The organism is Crocinitomicaceae bacterium (assembly GCA_016708105.1).
Lineage (GTDB): Bacteria > Bacteroidota > Bacteroidia > Flavobacteriales_D > Crocinitomicaceae > JADJGJ01.
Map to the genome: position 1 here is coordinate 1,958,858 of JADJGJ010000001.1, position 19,655 is coordinate 1,978,512.

Annotated in this window: 17 protein-coding genes; 12 read left to right on the forward strand and 5 right to left on the reverse strand. The window is 37.8% G+C overall.

Going from position 1 to position 19,655, the window contains the following annotated elements:
* The first annotated feature begins 24 nt into the window (after nucleotides 1-24).
* Nucleotides 25-858, forward strand: coding sequence for a zinc-dependent peptidase (locus IPH66_08565; GenBank protein MBK7129398.1), 834 nt, complete (start codon nucleotides 25-27; stop codon nucleotides 856-858).
* 56 nt (nucleotides 859-914) lie between these two features.
* Nucleotides 915-3,218: a T9SS type A sorting domain-containing protein gene (locus tag IPH66_08570; protein MBK7129399.1), complete on the forward strand. Its 2,304-nt coding sequence runs from the start codon at nucleotides 915-917 to the stop codon at nucleotides 3,216-3,218.
* Nucleotides 3,219-3,227: 9 nt separating this feature from the next.
* Here IPH66_08570 and IPH66_08575 read toward each other — a convergent pair whose 3' ends face one another.
* Nucleotides 3,228-3,932, reverse strand: coding sequence for a hypothetical protein (locus IPH66_08575; GenBank protein ID MBK7129400.1), 705 nt, complete (start codon nucleotides 3,930-3,932; stop codon nucleotides 3,228-3,230).
* A gap of 93 nt (nucleotides 3,933-4,025) precedes the next feature.
* Complete coding sequence (locus IPH66_08580) at nucleotides 4,026-4,712, reverse strand: hypothetical protein (GenBank protein ID MBK7129401.1); 687 nt, start codon at nucleotides 4,710-4,712, stop codon at nucleotides 4,026-4,028.
* 286 nt (nucleotides 4,713-4,998) lie between these two features.
* Between IPH66_08580 and IPH66_08585 the strand changes: the two genes are divergently transcribed.
* The 6 genes from IPH66_08585 to ubiE all read left to right on the forward strand — a co-directional run bounded on the left by IPH66_08585 (nucleotide 4,999) and on the right by ubiE (nucleotide 11,412).
* Entirely contained in the window at nucleotides 4,999-5,955 is a 957-nt protein-coding gene (locus IPH66_08585) for an arginase (protein MBK7129402.1), read from the forward strand.
* 3 nt (nucleotides 5,956-5,958) lie between these two features.
* Entirely contained in the window at nucleotides 5,959-7,842 is a 1,884-nt protein-coding gene (locus IPH66_08590) for an arginine--tRNA ligase (GenBank protein MBK7129403.1), read from the forward strand.
* Between the two features lie 57 nt (nucleotides 7,843-7,899).
* Nucleotides 7,900-8,355, forward strand: a complete 456-nt coding sequence (locus IPH66_08595) for a PaaI family thioesterase (GenBank protein ID MBK7129404.1) — start codon at nucleotides 7,900-7,902, stop codon at nucleotides 8,353-8,355.
* A gap of 122 nt (nucleotides 8,356-8,477) precedes the next feature.
* Nucleotides 8,478-9,674, forward strand: a complete 1,197-nt coding sequence (locus IPH66_08600) for a pyridoxal phosphate-dependent aminotransferase (GenBank protein ID MBK7129405.1) — start codon at nucleotides 8,478-8,480, stop codon at nucleotides 9,672-9,674.
* A complete protein-coding gene (locus tag IPH66_08605) occupies nucleotides 9,671-10,657 on the forward strand; it encodes a D-glycero-beta-D-manno-heptose-7-phosphate kinase (protein ID MBK7129406.1) in 987 nt (328 codons plus the stop codon). Before IPH66_08600 ends, IPH66_08605 begins: the two co-directional genes overlap by 4 nt.
* Nucleotides 10,658-10,677: 20 nt before the next feature.
* The gene (gene ubiE / locus IPH66_08610; GenBank protein MBK7129407.1) at nucleotides 10,678-11,412 is read left to right on the forward strand and encodes a bifunctional demethylmenaquinone methyltransferase/2-methoxy-6-polyprenyl-1,4-benzoquinol methylase UbiE; all 735 of its coding nucleotides are present in this window, start codon (nucleotides 10,678-10,680) and stop codon (nucleotides 11,410-11,412) included.
* A gap of 20 nt (nucleotides 11,413-11,432) precedes the next feature.
* Here the strand turns inward: ubiE and IPH66_08615 are convergent, their stop codons facing one another.
* The gene (locus tag IPH66_08615) at nucleotides 11,433-12,479 is read right to left on the reverse strand and encodes an acyl-CoA reductase (protein ID MBK7129408.1); all 1,047 of its coding nucleotides are present in this window, start codon (nucleotides 12,477-12,479) and stop codon (nucleotides 11,433-11,435) included.
* Between the two features lie 49 nt (nucleotides 12,480-12,528).
* On the opposite strand from IPH66_08615, the gene IPH66_08620 reads away from it, so the two are divergent.
* From IPH66_08620 to IPH66_08635, 4 genes are all read left to right on the forward strand, one after another.
* On the forward strand, nucleotides 12,529-12,879 hold the full coding sequence (locus IPH66_08620; protein MBK7129409.1) for a 4Fe-4S dicluster domain-containing protein: 351 nt from the start codon (nucleotides 12,529-12,531) through the stop codon (nucleotides 12,877-12,879).
* Nucleotides 12,880-12,942: 63 nt separating this feature from the next.
* Nucleotides 12,943-13,707 carry a 2-phosphosulfolactate phosphatase gene (locus IPH66_08625; GenBank protein MBK7129410.1) on the forward strand — a complete coding sequence of 255 codons (765 nt, stop codon included), beginning with the start codon at nucleotides 12,943-12,945 and terminating at the stop codon, nucleotides 13,705-13,707.
* 37 nt (nucleotides 13,708-13,744) lie between these two features.
* Nucleotides 13,745-14,527 (forward strand): hypothetical protein, encoded by a 783-nt coding sequence (locus IPH66_08630; protein MBK7129411.1) that lies wholly within the window; start codon nucleotides 13,745-13,747, stop codon nucleotides 14,525-14,527.
* Between the two features lie 53 nt (nucleotides 14,528-14,580).
* Nucleotides 14,581-15,399, forward strand: a complete 819-nt coding sequence (locus tag IPH66_08635; GenBank protein MBK7129412.1) for a hypothetical protein — start codon at nucleotides 14,581-14,583, stop codon at nucleotides 15,397-15,399.
* 60 nt (nucleotides 15,400-15,459) lie between these two features.
* On the opposite strand, the gene gyrB is transcribed toward IPH66_08635, so the two are convergent.
* On the reverse strand, nucleotides 15,460-17,412 hold the full coding sequence (gene gyrB, locus IPH66_08640) for a DNA topoisomerase (ATP-hydrolyzing) subunit B (GenBank protein ID MBK7129413.1): 1,953 nt from the start codon (nucleotides 17,410-17,412) through the stop codon (nucleotides 15,460-15,462).
* A gap of 256 nt (nucleotides 17,413-17,668) precedes the next feature.
* Nucleotides 17,669-19,648, reverse strand: coding sequence for a DUF3857 domain-containing protein (locus IPH66_08645; GenBank protein ID MBK7129414.1), 1,980 nt, complete (start codon nucleotides 19,646-19,648; stop codon nucleotides 17,669-17,671).
* Between the last annotated feature and the right edge of the window lie 7 nt (nucleotides 19,649-19,655).

Consider the following 19,655-nt stretch of genomic DNA (forward strand, 5'->3'; position numbering starts at 1 on the left):
AAACATATCCCCAAAACAAATTTTATGGTGGCTTTTTTGGTTTCTGTCGCTGTGGTTGCAATGGTTATTTACCTGTTTACTTCAAGATCAAAAAAAGGTAGCTCCGGTATGCGAATTGGCATCATGAGGTCTCCTTTGTGGGTGGGTATTGAAAATGCAGGTAGCTACAAAGACTTGGACAATAAACTCATTATATTTTATCATCAGTTGCTTACCAAACACATTGACTATTACCGAAAACTTGACAAAACAGACAGAAAAAAATTCATTGACCGTTTACATGAATTAATTGAACATATGGAATTTCAAGGCCGCAACGGACAGGCAATTAACCTCAAAGTAAGTGCACTATGCTGCGCCCCGGTTATTCAAATCACAATGGGACTTGACACGTGGTTGTTCAATCAGTATCACACCATTGTTGTTTATCCGCGTCAATTTTTCTCTGAGACACAACGAACTTATGTAAAAGGCGGCGTGTCACGCGGTGATGCAATCTTTTTGTCTTTTGAAGATTTATTGAAAGGATACGCACATCCCACTGACGCACTTAACTTAGGTTTACATGAAATGGCTCATGCTATCCATATTGAATATTTTGATGATGATTTTGAAAAACGATTTCCGCATTGGGAACAAGCAGCAGAACAGGAAGTAATAAAAATGCGTGGCCAGCAAGATAAAGTACTGAGAAATTATGCCGGACAAAATAAGCATGAATTATTTGCTGTTTGTATTGAAACTTTTTTTGAACAACCGGATGAAATGAATAGCAAAGCACCTGGTTTGTACCAGGCCATGTGTGCGCTGCTCAATCAAAACCCATTAAAGATGACGGCATCAAGAGTTAACCATTGAGCACGTTTTTACGTCTACTAAGTTGTTCACGTCATGATTTATATACAACAAATCGTATGATTAAAAAATTTTCTGCATTCCTCTTCCTACTATATTTTTCGTTTTCAGTCAAAGCACAATTTGGTTTTGAACGTATTGACACCATTGATGTATACCGCAGTTCAATTCTACAAAAATACGCTTGGGTAGGCGGTTTAGATTACGCTCAATTTTCAAATATTGATTTAGATTTTGATGGTACTGAAGATGTATTTGTATTTGATCGTACCAACAACAAAGTACTTACATTTATTCAACAAGGCATACCCGGAACAATTGATTTGGTATACGCCCCGGAATATGAATCAAAATTTCCGGAATATAAAAACATCTTTGATCCCTATGAAGACGAAGATTATTTATTTAACTGGGTATTGCTTGTAGATTATAATTGTGATGGCAAGAAAGATATTTTTGCTGCAAGATCAGGTGGAATAAAAGTATACAAAAATACCGGCAACAGTACTGACGGCCTTTCGTTTGAGATTGTATCACTCAGGTTAAAATCTTTTCAATATACCATGCAACAATACTTATATGTTAGCAATGCTGATTTGCCAGGTATCAAAGATATTGACGGAGATGGCGACGTAGATATTCTCACGTTTGGAGGCACAGGTCAGGCAATTGAATATCACAAAAATCTTAGCATGGAAACGTATGGGCATTGTGACTCACTCTACTTTGAAATGAAAAATATTTGCTGGGGATTATTTCAAGAATCTGCCACTACCAATTCAGTAACATTATGGGATACACTCTCCTACCCTTGTGATGATCAAATTGCTAATCCTGAATCATGGCATCCTTCAGGTGGCGGTGACCGACATTCAGGATCTACGGTTACGCCGTTGGACATGAACAATAATGGTGTGATGGATCTACTGGTAGGTGACATTTCTTATGGTAATCTGGTGATGTTAATGAACAGCGGTATCGCACCAAATACTGATTCAGGCATGAACTCAGCTGATCCAAATTTTCCGTCATCATCACTGGCTGCTGATGTGAGTATTTATCCCGGCGCATATCATGTTGACATCAACAATGATGGTAAACGAGATTTAGTTGTCACGCCCTCATCAAAAGTAGGTTCTGAAAATAGAACGGCAACGTGGTACTACTTCAACACAGGCACTGATCTATCACCCGTATTCATTTATCAGCAAGATGATTTTATGCAAGATGGAATGATTGATGTCGGATCTCGTTCATTTCCTGTTTTTTTTGATCACAACGGAGACGGTTTGAAAGATTTAATTGTGAGCTCACAAGGCCATTTTGATTCAGGAACAGGAAATCAGATTTCATCTATTTATTATTATGAAAATACAGGTACGCTGGCTAATCCTGAATTCACTTTTGTTACTGATGATTATATGAATATTTCAACTATGGGCATAGGGCTGAGTCTCTACTTCTACCCTACGTTTGGTGATTTAGATAATGATGGTGATGAGGATATGGTGCTGGGTGAATATTCTGGATATTGTTATTACTTTGAAAACACGGGAGGTGCCGGTAACCCTGCAATCTTCAGTACATATATCATGTTGAATGATTACATGAGCAATCCGTTGGTTACACCTACTAATGCAGGCATTTATATTGTTCCGGTACTGGTTGATCTTGATCGTGATGACGATCTTGACTTGGTGCTTGGAAGAAGGAATGGGCAAATAAATTATTATGAAAATATTGGCAATGCATCAGCGTATAGTTTTATGTATCTTACCAATAATTTGGGAGGCATAAATGTTTCTGAATGGTGGTCTATTGAAGGCTTTGCTGTACCGCAGTTTGTTGATGTAAACGGAACGTACAAAATGATCATAGGTGCAAAAAATGGATATCTGCATTTATATGATTCTATTGAAGGAAATATTGGAAATTATTTTCACCTGGTTGATTCAACATTGGATAATATTCAAACCGGAACATACGCAGCGCCGGCAATTTATGATTTGAATAATGACGGGCGCTACGAAATGGTAGTAGGCAATGAACGGGGTGGTTTAGTTTTATTTAAATCTGCTGACACTTCAAATATTGGAGTGAAAGAAATTGCCTCGACCGGTGAAATAAAAGTATATCCAAACCCCGCTGAAAATTGTGTAACTATTGATTTCTCAAATGTCTATGCCAACAATAATCAAGCAATACACATTGAGGTAATTGATATCACCGGCAGAAAATTCATGGAATTACCCATATCAGAAAGCAAAGTTCAACTCAACATTTCTCAGTTGCCAAAGGGAACTTACATACTGAAAATTACCAGTGGTGATCTAGTATTCACAAAAAGAATAGTCAAGATATAGAGACTGATCTTAGTCTCCGGTTATGGTGTTGAACAAATCAGTTAATTTGGCATTGTAATCATCGTAATCAATTTGATCAAGTTCATTTGAACGTTCAAATTCTGAGTCTTTCACTTCACGCTCTTTAAATCCGCTGATCTCTAAATGCATGCGCACACCGTACTGGTCAATATCATAAATCAGCGGCACACCAACTACATTATTATAGTTAGAGAACCAGGTAATATTTTGTAATGAAAGATCTTCAGTGAACCATGATTCAAATTCAGGCACCGTATCACTGTCATATTTAACGGTATATTTTTTTGCCCACAAACCTTTTAAGCTATCAGCTGTTGATGTTGGAGTAACAGTATAGTTTGGCAAATTTTTTCTGAATGTATTCTGGTCATTTTGGTCAAGTACGGTGTAAAATAAATCAGAGCCAAAATCCAGTCTCATTTCTAATTCTTTCGTTGCTTCATCAGCGTAAATGTCTGTTCTGAACATTCTGCCGCGCTTAACAATGGTTAGCATTTTTGAACCTTTAAAAATAAGGGTTGCTTCTTTTGGTAAAATTGCCTTCATACCAATTGATAAATCTGTATTGTAGGGATAGGTAATATCAAATGTAATCTCACCCTCTTGGATATAACTTTTTCCACAACCGGTAATAACGAGAGTCAACGTCAGTATAACTGAAACGTGAAGAATAATTTTTTTCAGGGTTTTCATGGTTAATTTTTTTCGGTTGCACGCTTGTCAGTCAAAGAACAGGCGTTTAATATTTCTCGTTCAGATGTAGTAGCAAACTTTTTAGTGATGTTTCTATTCCATTAAAATATCAAATAACTCTTGCGCAATGGCTTCATATTCCTGAAAGCTCACTTCTTTCAATTCAGGATTTCTATCAAACTCTTTATCCTGCACTTCACGTTCAGAAAATTTCACGGCAGACAATCGCATAAGAACATCGTAGCGCTCAATATCATAAATCAAGGGCATCCCTTCAATGCCACTGTACGACGAAAACCAAAAAGGATCTTTTGGTGTCAAGGCAGTAGTAAACCAAGATGTCTCATGATTTGCACTATCTGTTTTGCAAGTCACAACATATTCTGAAGCCCATAATCCGGCAACACTGTCTTCATGATTGGCTTTCACCACATCGTATACTGGTTGAGAATTTTTTAATTGAGTAATTTCTTCAGCTGTCAGGATGGTGTATATAGCATGCTCACTTCCAAACTCCAACCGCATTTCTACTGACTTGGTTGATTCATCTGTAATGATTTGCGTACTAAATAATTTACCACGTTTAATTGATGTCATCACTTTAGTTCCCTTGAAAACACATGTCATTTCATCAGGCAACATGGATAGGGTGAATCCTGAAACCTGAATACCCGGATACGTTATGGTATACTCCAATTGTCCCTGTTCAATTTTGTCGGCACCACATGCAGTAAGCAATGATAGCGCAGGTAACAGGATGTAAAGAAGTCTTTTTTTCATGCTGATTCTCATGGTTTCTTATTCAATTGTTTTATTCTTTGCCTTATCCATGTTTTCATTTGGGCGCAGTGAAGTTTTTAAAACTGAATACTTGCAATTAATCAGACAAATATATCATTTTCCCTGAACGCAGTAACTTGTAAAACGTATTATACCTATCATATTTATAATTTAAGCCCTATTGCACTGAGGCATTAGCTATTCAGATCAATCTGTTTGATCATCTGCATGGATACTTTCTGTATTCCCATTGAAATTGATTAACTTTGCAGGCTCTTACAAGATTATGTCAGAAATAAAAATTATTGAAAATACGTCAGAAATTGCAGCAGGTACCAGAGGTGCTAGTCTTGGTGTGGCAGCATTAAAAGTTGCATCATTCAAAGCTGACAGCGATTATTTTGAACGTTATGAACGCTTTAAAGTAAATTCTGACAATGATGTGCTCTTTGAAGCCACGCCCTTTCGCACTGCAAAAAGAATAGATGCGCTCGTAAATATTTATCAAGATGTTTGTGATCAGGTATCCTTCATCCTATCCAACGGTGATTTCCCTATTGTTTTGGCAGGTGATCATGCAAGTGCCGGGGGAACCATTGCCGGAATTAAAAAAGCATTCCCTTCAAAAAAACTTGGCGTAATTTGGATTGATGCGCATGCTGATTTACATACTCCCTACACCACCCCATCAGGTAACCTGCATGGTATGCCGCTTGCAACAGCTTTAGGTATTGATAACCTTAAAGATAAAATCAATGAACCTCTTGCTGAAACTATTGAGTTTTGGAACACCCTTAAAAAAATAGGGAATATTTGTCCCAAGTTAACACCTGAAGACATTGTATTCATTGGGCTTAGGGATTTTGAAAAACCGGAAGAAAATTTAATTGCTGAAAATAATATTTCAGTATTTACCGTTGACGATGTCAGAAATCTCTCCCCGGATAAAGTTGCTGCAGCCATTGAAAAAAAATTCAGCAAGCATGATTTGGTCTATGTGTCTTTTGATGTAGACAGCATGGATCCTGAACTGGTATCAAAAGGAACAGGCACCCCGGCAGAGCACGGCCTCAGTCCTGAAGAAACTTCTCAATTGATTGATATTTTTGCCCGATGGGACAAAACCTGCTGCATTGAGGTGGTTGAAATTAATCCATGTCTTGACAACAAGATCAATAAAATGGCTGAAACCACTTTTGATATTTTGGAGAATTTCACTCACACCATTGAAAAACGAATTTAATTTATGAGCCCTGATTCACTGCTGCAACCTGCTATTGCAGGTATTGTAAATGATTTATACCATATTCAACCTGAAGCTTCTCTCATTCAATTACAAAAAACCAAAAAGGAATTTGAAGGAGATACCACGCTGGTTGTTTTTCCAATATCAAAAATTGCAAAGAAATCTCCGGCTGATACAGCAGAAGAAATTGGCCGCGCTTTGTGTGAAAAAATTGCCGAAGTAAAATCGTATAATGTTGTTCAGGGTTTTCTCAATATTTCTCTCAATGATAATTGGTGGCTCAATGTATTGAAGGATATTCAAAACCAGCCTGATTTTGGAATTTCTTCAGAAAAAAAATCACAAATCATGGTGGAATATTCTTCACCAAACACCAATAAACCTTTGCACCTTGGTCACTTGCGGAATAATTTTTTGGGATATTCGGTCAGCCAGATTTTATCAACTAACGGACATGATGTAATTAAAACACAAGTCATCAATGACCGCGGCATACACATTTGCAAAAGTATGCTTGCCTGGGAAAAATTTGGCAAAGGTGAAACGCCCGAAAGTTCAGGTTTGAAAGGTGATAAATTAGTAGGCAAATATTATGTTGAGTTTGACAAAGCCATGCGTGAACAATCAACGCAACTTCAACAGGCTTGGAATAGCGGAAATTTTACCGATACCCCTTCAGATATTGCGGCAGAATATCGCAGATTAAATCAGGCCTTGGAAGGTAAAGATGATAAAGCACGCAAAGGCATTGAAGGAAAAATAAAAGAGCTTGCAAATAGTCAAACACCCATCATGGCTGAAGTAAAAACCATGCTAAAAAAATGGGAAGATGGAGATGAACAAGTCACATCACTCTGGAAAAAAATGAATGGCTGGGTATATGACGGCTTTGCGCAAACCTATACCACCATGGGCGTTGATTTTCATAAATTGTATTACGAATCAGACACCTACATTTCAGGCAAAACCATGGTTGAAGAAGGCATTGCCAGAAAAATATTTTATAAAAAAGAAGACGGTTCAGTTTGGGTTGATCTCACCAAAGAAGGGTTAGATGAAAAAATTGTGCTGCGCTCAGACGGAACTGCGGTGTATATGACGCAAGACATTGGCACAGCACGTCAACGTTTTATTGATTTTCCTGATTTGAATGGCATTATTTACACCGTTGGTAACGAACAAGATTATCACTTCAAAGCCCTCTTTCTGATTCTGGAAAAACTGGGATTCAGTTGGGCAAAAAACTGTTATCATTTATCTTATGGCATGGTTGATTTGCCTTCAGGTAAAATGAAATCACGTGAAGGTACCGTGGTTGATGCAGATGATTTGATGCAGGAAGTCATTGACAAAGCCCGTGAAATAACCTGTGAACGCGGACATATTGAAGGCATGAGTGACGATGAGAAACAACATCTTTACCGCATCATTGGCTTAGGCGGATTAAAATATTATCTGCTCAAAGTAGATCCTAAAAAAAGAATGTTGTTTGATCCGGCTGAATCAGTTGACCTCAATGGTAACACCGGTCCGTTTATTCAATACGCACATGCACGCATTGCTTCTTTGTTGCGTAAAACTGATCATATTGAAATGCCATCTTCATTGTCAGAAATGCACAGCGCTGAAAAAGAATTGATCAAACAATTGATTCAATATCCTGATGTAGTTTCTGAAGCGGGCACCACCTTTTCTCCTGCGCTCATTGCTAACTACGCGTATGATTTGGTAAAACTATACAATCATTTTTACCAAAGTGTCAGTATTTTTAAAGAAGAAGACGAAGCTAAAAAACAATTCCGCCTGGTATTGAGCCAACAGGTAGCCGGGGTCATCAAATCAGCCATGTCATTGCTGGGCATTGAGGTGCCTGAGAGAATGTGATGGGCTTGCTGCTTTTTTATCTACAAAAGACATAATTTTACTTTTTAAAGAGTTTTCATGACTGATTTCAGATCCATCTTAATAAAAATTTACGAGCAAACCAATGAATACGGCAAGCTGCATGGTATGCAATTACAAAAATTTGAAGACGATGAAATTATATACCGGCTTGAAGTAAAAAAAGAACATCTGGCAACACCAACTACAGCGCACGGCGGACTCATTGCAGGGTATATGGATGGAGTACTTGGGCTTGCCGCATTGCACGCTTCATCAGCAAACGCTTGCCTGGTATCAACCGTTGAATTCAAAATCAATTATTTGAAACCCGTGAGGCTTGGAGATATTCTAATTGGGCGCGGTTACGTTATTTCAAACGGAAAACGCATCATCATTTCACAAGGAGAAATAACCTGTGAACAAACCGGTGAAAAAGTTGCTGTAGGCACTGGCACGTTTAACGCCTATCCTTACGAGAAGAGCGGAATGAACAGAGATTATTTTGGAATTTAGCTCAACAACCTCAGGTGAGCGGAATTGTTTAGATTTGTAAAACAGAATTTGCATAAAACATATAGGCTGATTTCAGCATTGAATTCAACCAACCCGAGAAAGAAAACTGAAAATATTGACACATGATCAAATTGTCTGACCGCGTTAACGCACTTGAAGAATCTGCAACACTAGCCATGGCAGCACGCAGCAGGGCTCTGAAAGCTGAAGGAAAAGATATCATCTCACTCAGCTTGGGTGAACCTGATTTCAATACGCCTGATTTTATTAAAGAAGCTGCCAAGAAAGCTATTGATGACAATTTCTCAACCTATATGCCGGTGCAAGGATATCAGGATTTGCGTGAAGCCATTTGTCTGAAATTTAAACGTGATAATGGCCTCACGTATACCCCTGACCAAATTGTAGTGTCAACCGGAGCCAAACAAAGTTTAATCAATGTAATTCTTTGTCTGGTTAATCCGGGTGACGAGGTAATTATTCCTGCACCTTACTGGGTAACATATTTTGAGCAAGTGCGCATGGCTGGCGGAATACCGGTTGTGATCAATACAACCATTGAAAGTGATTTTAAAATAACCGCGGCACAATTTGAGAAAGCTATTTCACCTAAAACCAAACTCATGGTTTTCAGTAATCCATGTAATCCAACCGGGTCACTTTATACCCGTGATGAATTGCGCGGACTGGCAGATGTAGTTGCAAAAAACCCTGGCATGTTTGTGATTTCTGATGAAATTTATGAGCACATCAATTTTGTTGGCAAGAATGAAAGCTTTGCTCAATTCCAAGATGTATATAACCAAACCATCACCGTGAATGGAGTTGCCAAAGCCTTTGCCATGACCGGTTGGCGCATTGGATACATTGGTGCACCAAAAGAAATTGCAGCAGCTTGCACAAAATTACAAGGTCAATATACCTCAGGTACCGGTTCAATTTCACAACGTGCTACCAAGGCAGCCATGGAGGCTGATCCGTCAAAAATAAAATTCATGGTTGACGCTTTTCATAAAAGACGTGATCTGGTAGTTGGTCTTTTGAAAGAAATAAAAGGTCTCAAAGTAAATCAACCACAAGGTGCGTTTTATGTTTTTCCTGATGTATCGTATTTCTTCGGTAAATCATACAACGGACGCACCATTAAAACAGCTGAAGACCTCACCATGTATTTATTAGATGAAGCGCTGGTTGCCCTTGTCACCGGAGAAGCATTTGGTGATGGAAACTGTGTGCGTATTTCCTACGCAACAGATGAGAACACCTTGAAATCTGCCATTGCAAGAATAAAAGCAGCACTTGAAAAATTAAACGGATGATTGATTTGCAAAATACCTTTGCTGATTTTTCAGAAAAAAAGATTTTAGTTCTGGGAGATGTGATGGTTGACACCTATCTCACAGGATCAGTTACGCGCATTTCACCTGAAGCACCTGTTCCGGTGGTGCGTTTTAAATCACGTGAAAGCAGATTGGGTGGCGCTGCCAACGTGGCAATGAACATCAAGGCGCTTGGTGCTGAAGCCATCATTTGTTCAGTGATAGGGCAAGATGAAGAGGGCGATAATTTTTTGCGTTTGCTTGACCAAAACAAGTTAAGACATGAAGGCATTTTGCGCTCAGCTGATTTGATGACTACTGTTAAAACGCGAATCATTGGAAACAACCAACAACTCCTGCGTATTGATCATGAAGAAATTATTCCGCTTAATGCAACCTTATCTAAACAATTAGTGGAGCGTATACGTTCTATTATTCAAAAAGAACAAATTGCTGCCATCATTTTTGAGGATTATAATAAGGGGGTACTGGTGCCTGATGTCATTCAGCATATTATTCAACTTGCTAATGAAAAAGGAATCATCACCACAGTTGATCCGAAAAAAGAAAACTTTTTTGAATATAAAAATGTGACCCTGTTTAAACCAAATTTAAAAGAGTTGAAAGAAGGAACAAATACAGAATTTTCAATCAAAGATAAATCCGCATTTCTTAACGCAGTTAGCTTGCTGAACACGAAACTGAATCCAAAACACACCTTTGTTACCTTGTCAGAACATGGGGTATATATCAATGATGAAAAGCAAGATCATTTTATACCTGCACATTACCGGTTGATTACTGATGTGTCTGGCGCAGGAGATACCGTGATAAGTGTAGCTACCCTATGTTTGGCATGCGGCTTAACAGCAAAATTATCAGCAGAAATTGCAAACCTGGCAGGAGGTTTAGTTTGTGAAAAAGTGGGAGTAGTTTCAGTAGATAAAGAACAACTCATGAATGAAGCATTAAACCTGCTTTAGTTTCATGTAACCAATTCAAGATGGGAACACCGGTAAAACCATACAACAAAGCAGATAGTACTAAGAAAGAAGAAGTAGCGGAAATGTTTGACAGCATTTCAAAACGCTATGATTTTCTGAACCATTTTCTTTCACTTGGAATTGATAAAGTGTGGAGAAAAAAAGCCATTCGCATTCTGTCTAAAGAACAACCCAAATCAATACTTGATATTGCAACCGGCACCGGAGATTTTGCGCTGGCCGCTTTAAAACTTAAACCCGCGAGAGTTGTTGGTCTAGATTTATCTGCAGGCATGCTTCAAGTAGGCAGAGAAAAAATGATCAAGAAAAAGGTTGATCACATTATTGAAATGATTCAAGGTGATTCTGAAAATTTGCCTTTTGATGATAATACATTTGATGCATTTACCGTTGGATTTGGAGTGCGCAATTTTGAAAATCTTGAACGTGGCTTGAGTGAAATGCTGCGCGTGTTGCGCCCGGGCGGAACAGGCATCATTCTGGAGTTTTCAAAACCAAAAAAATTTCCGGTGAAACAGTATTATAAATTTCATTCCAAATACATCATTCCAAAATTAGGTTCTGCTATCTCAAAGGACAAAGCTGCCTATAGTTATTTACCTGAATCAGTTGCCGCATTCCCTGAAGGAAAGGCGTTTTTAGATATACTGACCAAAGTAGGCTACGTGAAGTTGGAATCTAAATTAGTAAGCGGTGGAATTGCCACTATCTACGTTGGCAGGAAAAAGGATTAAGGATTGCTGACTAAGTACCTCTACAACTTCGCTAAAAATTTCATGGTATCAACACCATCTGCATAATCAGTAAGACCCGGTTTTTGTGACATGCCAAAGGGAATATAATTTTTACCCACAATCACTTGTATTCGATCTTTATTATCCGCTAAAAAATGTTCGGCATCAATTGAATCTTGATAACGCACATAGTGAATCATACCCAATGGAGAATTTAAATTAAAATCTTCTTTCAAGAGCAGAAAACCATTATCAAGCAAATTAGCTTTGTTCATCAAATACACTGCCTTGTTATAATCATAATTGTTAGCGTATTTGTTATGATGAATAATGGGATTGAATTGATAGATAGCTTCAAAAAAGCGGTTGAGATCAAAGTCAGTTGGCATCCATAGTTGAGATACATTTCTGCAACCCATACCAAAATAGGTAAAAATATCTTTGCCCAATTCAGTCAATTCTTCTTTGGTTTCAGACCCGTCAATAACAGCAACTGAAGTACGATTGCGTCGAATGATATGAGGATGTTTTCCAAAATATGATTCAAAATAACGTGCACTATTATCACTACCGGTTGCAATCACGGCATCAAATTCACCCAGAAAACGTTCTTTTATTTCAACAAGGCCTTTGATGCGTTCATCCATCACACCTAAGTAATGCATGATGGCTTTAAATAGATGTTGATCTGTTGAAGACAATTTAATGACTGAAATATGTCCGCTCAGGAATACTGATAAAAAATCATGAAAGCCCACCAGAGGGATATTTCCGGCCATTACAATAGCTACCCGCTTTGGATTTTGCGGTTGCAATAAATATTGATTTGTCCAAGCATTGAGTGCATCTTCAGTTAACCAAGCCGCAATACCTTTAAACGCCGTTTGAACAGATTCTTTGGTAAACCAGCCGTTGTGAACATGCACTCGTTCAATCAGCTTTTCAAATTCTTCATATTCAGTTTTACTCAAACCAACTTGAAAACCCGGCCAAGGTTTTGATTCAGCCAAATGATCTAGAATATTTCCCAGGCCTGACAATAATTTTATCTTTTCTTCAAGATTCATGTGACAGTATCTATCTTTGCAAAAGTAAATATTGTAAATTGAAGTAGCAATGGCAATTATTATCACTGACGAATGTATTAACTGCGGGGCATGTGAACCAGAATGCCCAAACAACGCAATTTATGAAGGAGGCGCAAACTGGAGATACTCAGACGGAACCTCGCTTACCGGTTTATTCAAACTGCTTGATGGCTCTGAACAGAACGCTGACAATGACAATGAACCTGTGAATATGGACAATTATTTCATTGTACCAAATAAATGCACTGAGTGTAAAGGATTTCATGATGAACCACAATGTGCGGCGGTATGTCCTGTTGATTGCTGTGTAGAAGATCCTGCTCATCGTGAGCCGGCTGAAACCCTGTTAGCAAAAAAAGATATCATGCACCTTGGCTAGTACCCGAGATCGTGAATGTTGCATTTTTTCAAGCATCAATGAAATTTTTGTTAATTTAGAGTTATGGAAGGAGGACCACTAATAGATCCGGAAGAGACCAGAAAACGGGTTGAAGTTTGTTTTTCACCTTATCTGTTCCCTCTTTACCGTGATGAGTTTGACATCATTGTTGTTATTGATGTATTGCGCGCAACCTCTGCTATTTGTGCGGCTTTTCATTATGGCGTGAAAGAAATTATTCCAGTTTCAACTATTGAAGAAGCTAAAGCATTTCAAGAAAAAGGATTTTTGGTTGGAGCTGAACGAGGCGGGCAAGTTGTTGAAGGTTTCAACTTTGGAAATTCACCTTACGCCTACATGGTTCCTGAAGTAAAAGATCAAACCGTTGTGCTAACAACTACCAATGGTACCAAGGCAATCAATTTGGCAAAAGAATGTGGTCAGGTAGTTATTGGTGCTTTGTCTAATCTTGAAGTGTTGCAACATTGGCTTGCCAAACAAGAAAAAAATATTCTCTGTCTTTGCTCTGGTTGGCAAAATAAATTTAATCTGGAAGACACCATTTGTGCAGGCGCAATTTGTGATCACTTATTATCTACCGGAAAATTTCACTCAGTTGAAGATGCATCTATTGCGGCAAAATATTTATTCCTCAGTGCAAAAGACAATATGCTTGGATATCTAAAAGCATCATCGCATCGCAGACGATTAAAAAATCTGAATCTCAATGTAGATATCAAATATTGTCTCAATCCTAATTTGGCGCCTGTTATTCCGGTATTACAAGGTGACCGCTTGGTAGCCATTGAGACAGATGTTTTGATTTGAACGTTTTCTGGTGAACAAGGTATTTAAACTAAAAACTATGAAATGTTCACACAGTAAAATCTCATTTTTCTTCCTTTCAGTTTTTGGTTTATTTTCATGTGCCGGCAGTGGTTTGATTGCTCCGCAAATTGATTTGCCTGAAAATCCTGATAAGATAATCATAGAATGGTATGAAGGAGGAGGCATGGAACCGGAATCAGAATGCATTTATCTTTCAGTTGACAGTTCATACTGGAGTCACTGGCGCAGCCCCGGAGAACAAAAAGTGTATTTCAACACTTCAACCGAAGAGCTCAAAAAATTGTATCAGACACTTGTGGAATTTAATTTCGCAAACATACGACTGATTGAAGAGCATGAGGTTTATGACCGTGGTGGTACCTCAATCAGACTTCAGGCAGATGGAAAATTCTATGATAAAAATAATTCAGGTATGACATTTATCCATCAAAGTGATGTGGATAATTATTTTGAAATTGAAACAGCCATTTATGATTTTGCCAAAAACAAAACCGCTTTATTGAAGAAGTCTTTTGAATTGGTCATTGCTGAAAATTTACTGCGCTCTAAATATAAATTTAATTTAATGATCAATGGTCAATCTGTTTTGTATGTCAAAGATTCAATATATCCTGGTTTAATTGATACCCTGCTTTACCCAGGATTTAATGAGTTCACTTTTGGTATTTATGATTCAGATACCGTAGATTACTACGGCTACCCTACCCGTATTCAAGAAATTTCAGCCGTTAGATTTGTATCTGATAGCATTTCAAAAATTAAATTCTCCATGAAATCAGGTACAATTATTGCTGAGTAAAATTTAGCGAATGATTAACCAATTTATTGTTTCACCCTATAAACAAAAAAGCTATGCCAACAAATTTTTCAAAACTGATATCATTGTATTGTGTGCTGTTTGTGCTGCAGTTTTCTTTCGCACAAGCAACAGACTACAGTAATCTGCAAGCTATACTCATTGTTGGGCATCAGGAGGATGGCACCCAAAGCGCCATTGAAGACATGGATGAAATTGCATCTGTATTTGAAGAGCATAAAATTGGCGTTCATAAATTTTATGATAATGAGGCCGTGTGGAGTGAAATTATAAAGGTGTCTCCTGAATGTAATTTTCTTGTTTATTCAGGACACGGCAGCACATTGGGTATTGATGGAAAAACAGGTGGAATTTGTGTTGAGCCCAACAGTGTTTCAACGGCGACAATTCTCAAAGAACTGAGGTTGAAAGAAAATTCGCTTGTACTTTTTAAATCAGTTTGCCGTGGTGCCGGATCATCAGCAAGTGACAATGATGACATTGGGATTAAAGTAGCAAAAGAACGAGTTACAGGTTATGCGTATCCATTTTTTGAAATTGGTGCTGTCGGTTATTACGCTAATAATTTTGGAAGTGGCGTTTATAATTTTTTGAAAGATTTTCTTGCCGGAAAAACCTTGAAAGAAGCGTATGTAAACTCAACCTCTCCCTGGACAACCATTGAATTTGAGGAACCATTCCCTAAAGACAGCACTAAGTCCTACAGTATTGCAAGTACTCCGGGGGGAGGAACATCAACCAGAACTACGTACACCAATGGGGTAAAAAAAGTTGAAAAAGTACCTACGCCAAAAGAATATGAAATAGCTTATGTGGGCAATACCACTTTTTCAATAAAAGATATGCCAAAGTAAAAAAGGAACTATGAAGCAAAAAAAAAACCGGATGTTTTCCGGTTTTTTTTTGTTAATTTTTTAAATATCAATGTTCGCGTATTTGGCGTTCTTTTCAATGAACTCTCTGCGAGGCGGAACTTCATCTCCCATCAACATGGAGAAGGTTCTGTCAGTAGCAATATCATCTTCAATTTTCACCTGACGTAATGTTCTTCCTTCAGGCGCCATAGTGGTTTCCCAAAGTTGTTCGGCGTTCATTTCACCTAAACCTTTATAGCGTTGAACCGTAACAGAAGAGTCAGCACCTGCGCCTTTCATTTCCATGATTAAACGATCACGCTGATCTTCATTCCATGCATATTCTGCACGTTTACCCTTTTTAACCTGATATAAAGGAGGCGTAGCAATATAAATATATCCATGTTCAATCAGCTTACGCATATGACGGAAGAAGAAAGTAAGAATCAACGTTTCAATGTGAGAACCGTCTACGTCGGCATCGCACATGATAATGATTTTGTGATATCTTAATTTTTCAATATTCAACGCACGATCATCTTCTTCAGTTCCAATGCGCACACCAAGAGCAGTGTAAATATTTTTGATCTCTTCGTTTTCAAAAATTTTGTGCTGCATAGCTTTTTCAACGTTCAGAATTTTTCCACGCAGCGGCATGATAGCTTGAAAATGTCTATCTCTACCTTGTTTTGCTGTACCACCCGCAGAATCACCCTCAACAAGATAAATTTCACTTTCAGCAGGATCTTTTGAAGAGCAATCAGCTAATTTACCAGGCAGGCCTGTACCGGTTAATACACTTTTTCTTTGAACCAATTCACGCGCCTTGTGTGCAGCATGACGTGCTTGTGCAGCCAAAATCACTTTCTCAACAATGAGTCGAGCATCTTTTGGATGTTCTTCAAGATAATTGGCAACCATTTCTCTCACCGCCTGAGAAACCGGGGCAGTAATTTCTTTATTTCCAAGTTTAGTTTTAGTTTGACCTTCAAACTGCGGTTCAGCAACTTTAACTGAAACCACCGCTGTTAGTCCTTCACGAAAATCATCTCCATTAATATCAAATTTCAACTTGCTCAACATGCCACTGTCCTCAGCATATTTTTTAAGCGTATCGGTAAGTCCGCGTCTGAAACCTGAAAGGTGCGTACCGCCCTCATGCGTGTTGATATTATTCACATAGGTATGTAAATTCTCAGCAAATGACGTATTGTATATCATGGCAACTTCAACAGGAACGCCATTTTTTTCACCTTCAATATGAATTACTTTTTCAATGAGGGGAATTCTATTTTCATCAAGAAATCTGACAAATTCACTTAATCCTTCTTTTGAGAAAAAAGTTTCTTTTCTGAAATTTCCCTCATCATCTTTACTGCGCTCATCAGTAATTGAAATGGTGAGACCTTTATTAAGATAAGCCAACTCGCGCATGCGTGATGCCAGAGTATCATAACTATATTCCAGATCTTCAAAAATTTGTGGATCAGGGAAGAAAGTCACTGTGGTACCATTTGAAGTTGCTGTTCCGTTTTCTTTCACCGGATACATTGCTTTACCACGTTCATATTCCTGAACATAGGCTTTTTTATCACGATAGACATCAGCTCTCAGATGTCTTGATAATGCATTCACTACAGATACCCCAACCCCGTGCAAACCACCAGATACTTTATAAGAATCTTTATCAAACTTACCACCTGCACCAATTTTAGTCATTACCACTTCAAGCGCTGATACACCTTCTTTTTTGTGCATATCAACCGGAATACCTCGCCCGTTGTCAACGACTTTAATTCCGTTACCTTCCAGAATAGCTACCTCAATATGGTTACAATGACCGGCCATTGCTTCATCAATGGAATTATCAACTACTTCATAAACCAGGTGGTGTAAACCTCTTAAACCAATGTCACCAATGTACATGGAGGGACGCATACGCACGTGTTCCATCCCTTCAAGTGCCTGAATACTGTCGGCTGAATACGCTTTACTTTTGTTTTCTTCGCTCATAATAAAATGATCAGATTTTTTTGGTAAATATTTTGCCCTTTTTATTGGGCTAACAAAGATACAAAAACGACTGCCTTTTCAGGCTATAATAGCTAGAAAGAAGGGTATTTTTTCAACATTCAAAATCATACGGAAAACCCAATAAAAACAAGGGTTTTCAATAAATTAAAAAGTATAGTCAACCAAAGATGTTGATAACCCCCGTAAAATTGAGATTTTTTAGCGCAATCAAATGAATAAAAAAGTGGCAAATAATCTACCCTTTTTGCAGCACAATATTCATTTTTTGCAAGCCGTTCCAGAATCGGAAAATATCCATCATGATATCTTTTGTTTCTATCGGATAGTGATTTGATTCAAAATATGATCCGTATATATATGTCACCTTGGTTCCTTCTTGTTTCATGTGAGAAGAAATCACAATGCCATCATGCGGACACAAATCATCAGATTCAACAACATTGGCAGGCAAGGTAATGATAGATCCGGTTGGGAAATTAATTTCAATTACTTCAACAGAATATAGTGCACTGCCAAAAGTGAAATCTGTTTTTTTCTTTTCAATTTCCTTCAACGCTGCATACTCACCAAATAAACTGCCCAGTTTAAATATCATCTTTTCACCTGCGTAATCAATGAGCGGAATATGAAGCTCTGTTACAATGCCTTTCACAATAAGTGGTTTGACGTAAGCATCTTCAGGATTAACGTTGGCAATGTAAGTCACTTTATAGGTTGAATTATCATTTAACACATTGAGCAGTGCCTCTGATTTTAATTCTTTTTTTGCCGCATTATACAAATGATAATACGACTGAAATTCTCCCGCTTCATATCCGGTGAGATGAACTTCAACTTCAATTTCAAACGTTGCATAATCATCCAATACATTTATTCTGATAATGGTACTGTCAGCATTGTCTTTGCCTGAAACTGCAGGCACAGGTTTTACTTTTCCTGTTGTTACAGGTGTTGGATATTGTTTCATCGTAAACAACAGGGCATTGTTTGGAATCCAGTCTTTATCCAGATATCCTAAACGGGTTGAAAAATCAAGTGGAGCGAGATACATCTCAATGTCAGGGAAATAAAAAATATAACTCTGCAAAAAGTACATTGATTCAATTTCATTGCTGAAATGTGTATCATACCGATCAGAAATAAAACCATATTCAAACCTGATATCATACTCATTAAATAAGGCCATATATAACAAGATACATCCGATAGATCCTGCGCGTTCAGTTTCAATTACGTCAGCCATTGGCGTTGACATTGGTATATCATTATTCAGCGCGATATTAGTTTTGATGAAATTTTCAACGAGGCGTACATTATCTTCAACCCGTTGACGAGGATTTAAGCCAAGACGCTCACCTAAGCCCTGAATACTTTTCAAATCTTTACCTTTCCATACTTTATTGTAAACTGAATTAAGATCAACTTCAAAATTATCGTAAGGAGAATAACTTCTGTCAGCTTCAGAACCAAAACCACGCAGGGTAACGTCCAATTTCATGGTCACGTTATTATACTCTGAAAAATACTCAGCTTTAAATGCAGGAATGGTGTCAAGATGCGAAGTCCATTGATGTCTATGAAGTATGGTATCAACTAAATCAGGTTCCGGAAAATTATTATGCGCAAGAAAATCAAAATACGCATCATTAGGTCCAATAAAATAAAAATCAAAATTATACACCGGATATTCTCCCTGGAAATAGAATTGATCACCATCAACTGCTGATTCCATTTTTAGTGTATAGAGAATTTCAATTTCATCACCCAGTTCAATCCCTTCAACCGGGAAATAATAATATTGTTCTGATTCTTCATCACTATAAAATTCTTCAACAGCGGGTTTGAAATCTACAACTTTGTCAGGTTTAATTACCCGAGCTTTTACGCTTTTAAGGTTTACTACATCTTCCATTGAAATGTAAATTTTGTTGAACTCTTCAATAGCTATATCTGAATTCAGTTTGATGCGATAATGTTCAGTTTTATATTTGAAGTAGCGCCCGTAATACTCATCATACTCATACTCAATTGCCATGGTATATTTGGTGTAATAATAGAGTGCATCATGTTCGTGAATATCACTCATTACAGGGCTTTTTTCCCATTTATAGTGTTCAAAGAAAGGATATTTTTGTGCATGGGATGTCAAGCAGAAAAACGCAAATAGTAAAGTCCAGAAATATTTCATGCGAATGTTTTTTAAAATCTGATTCATGATAGTA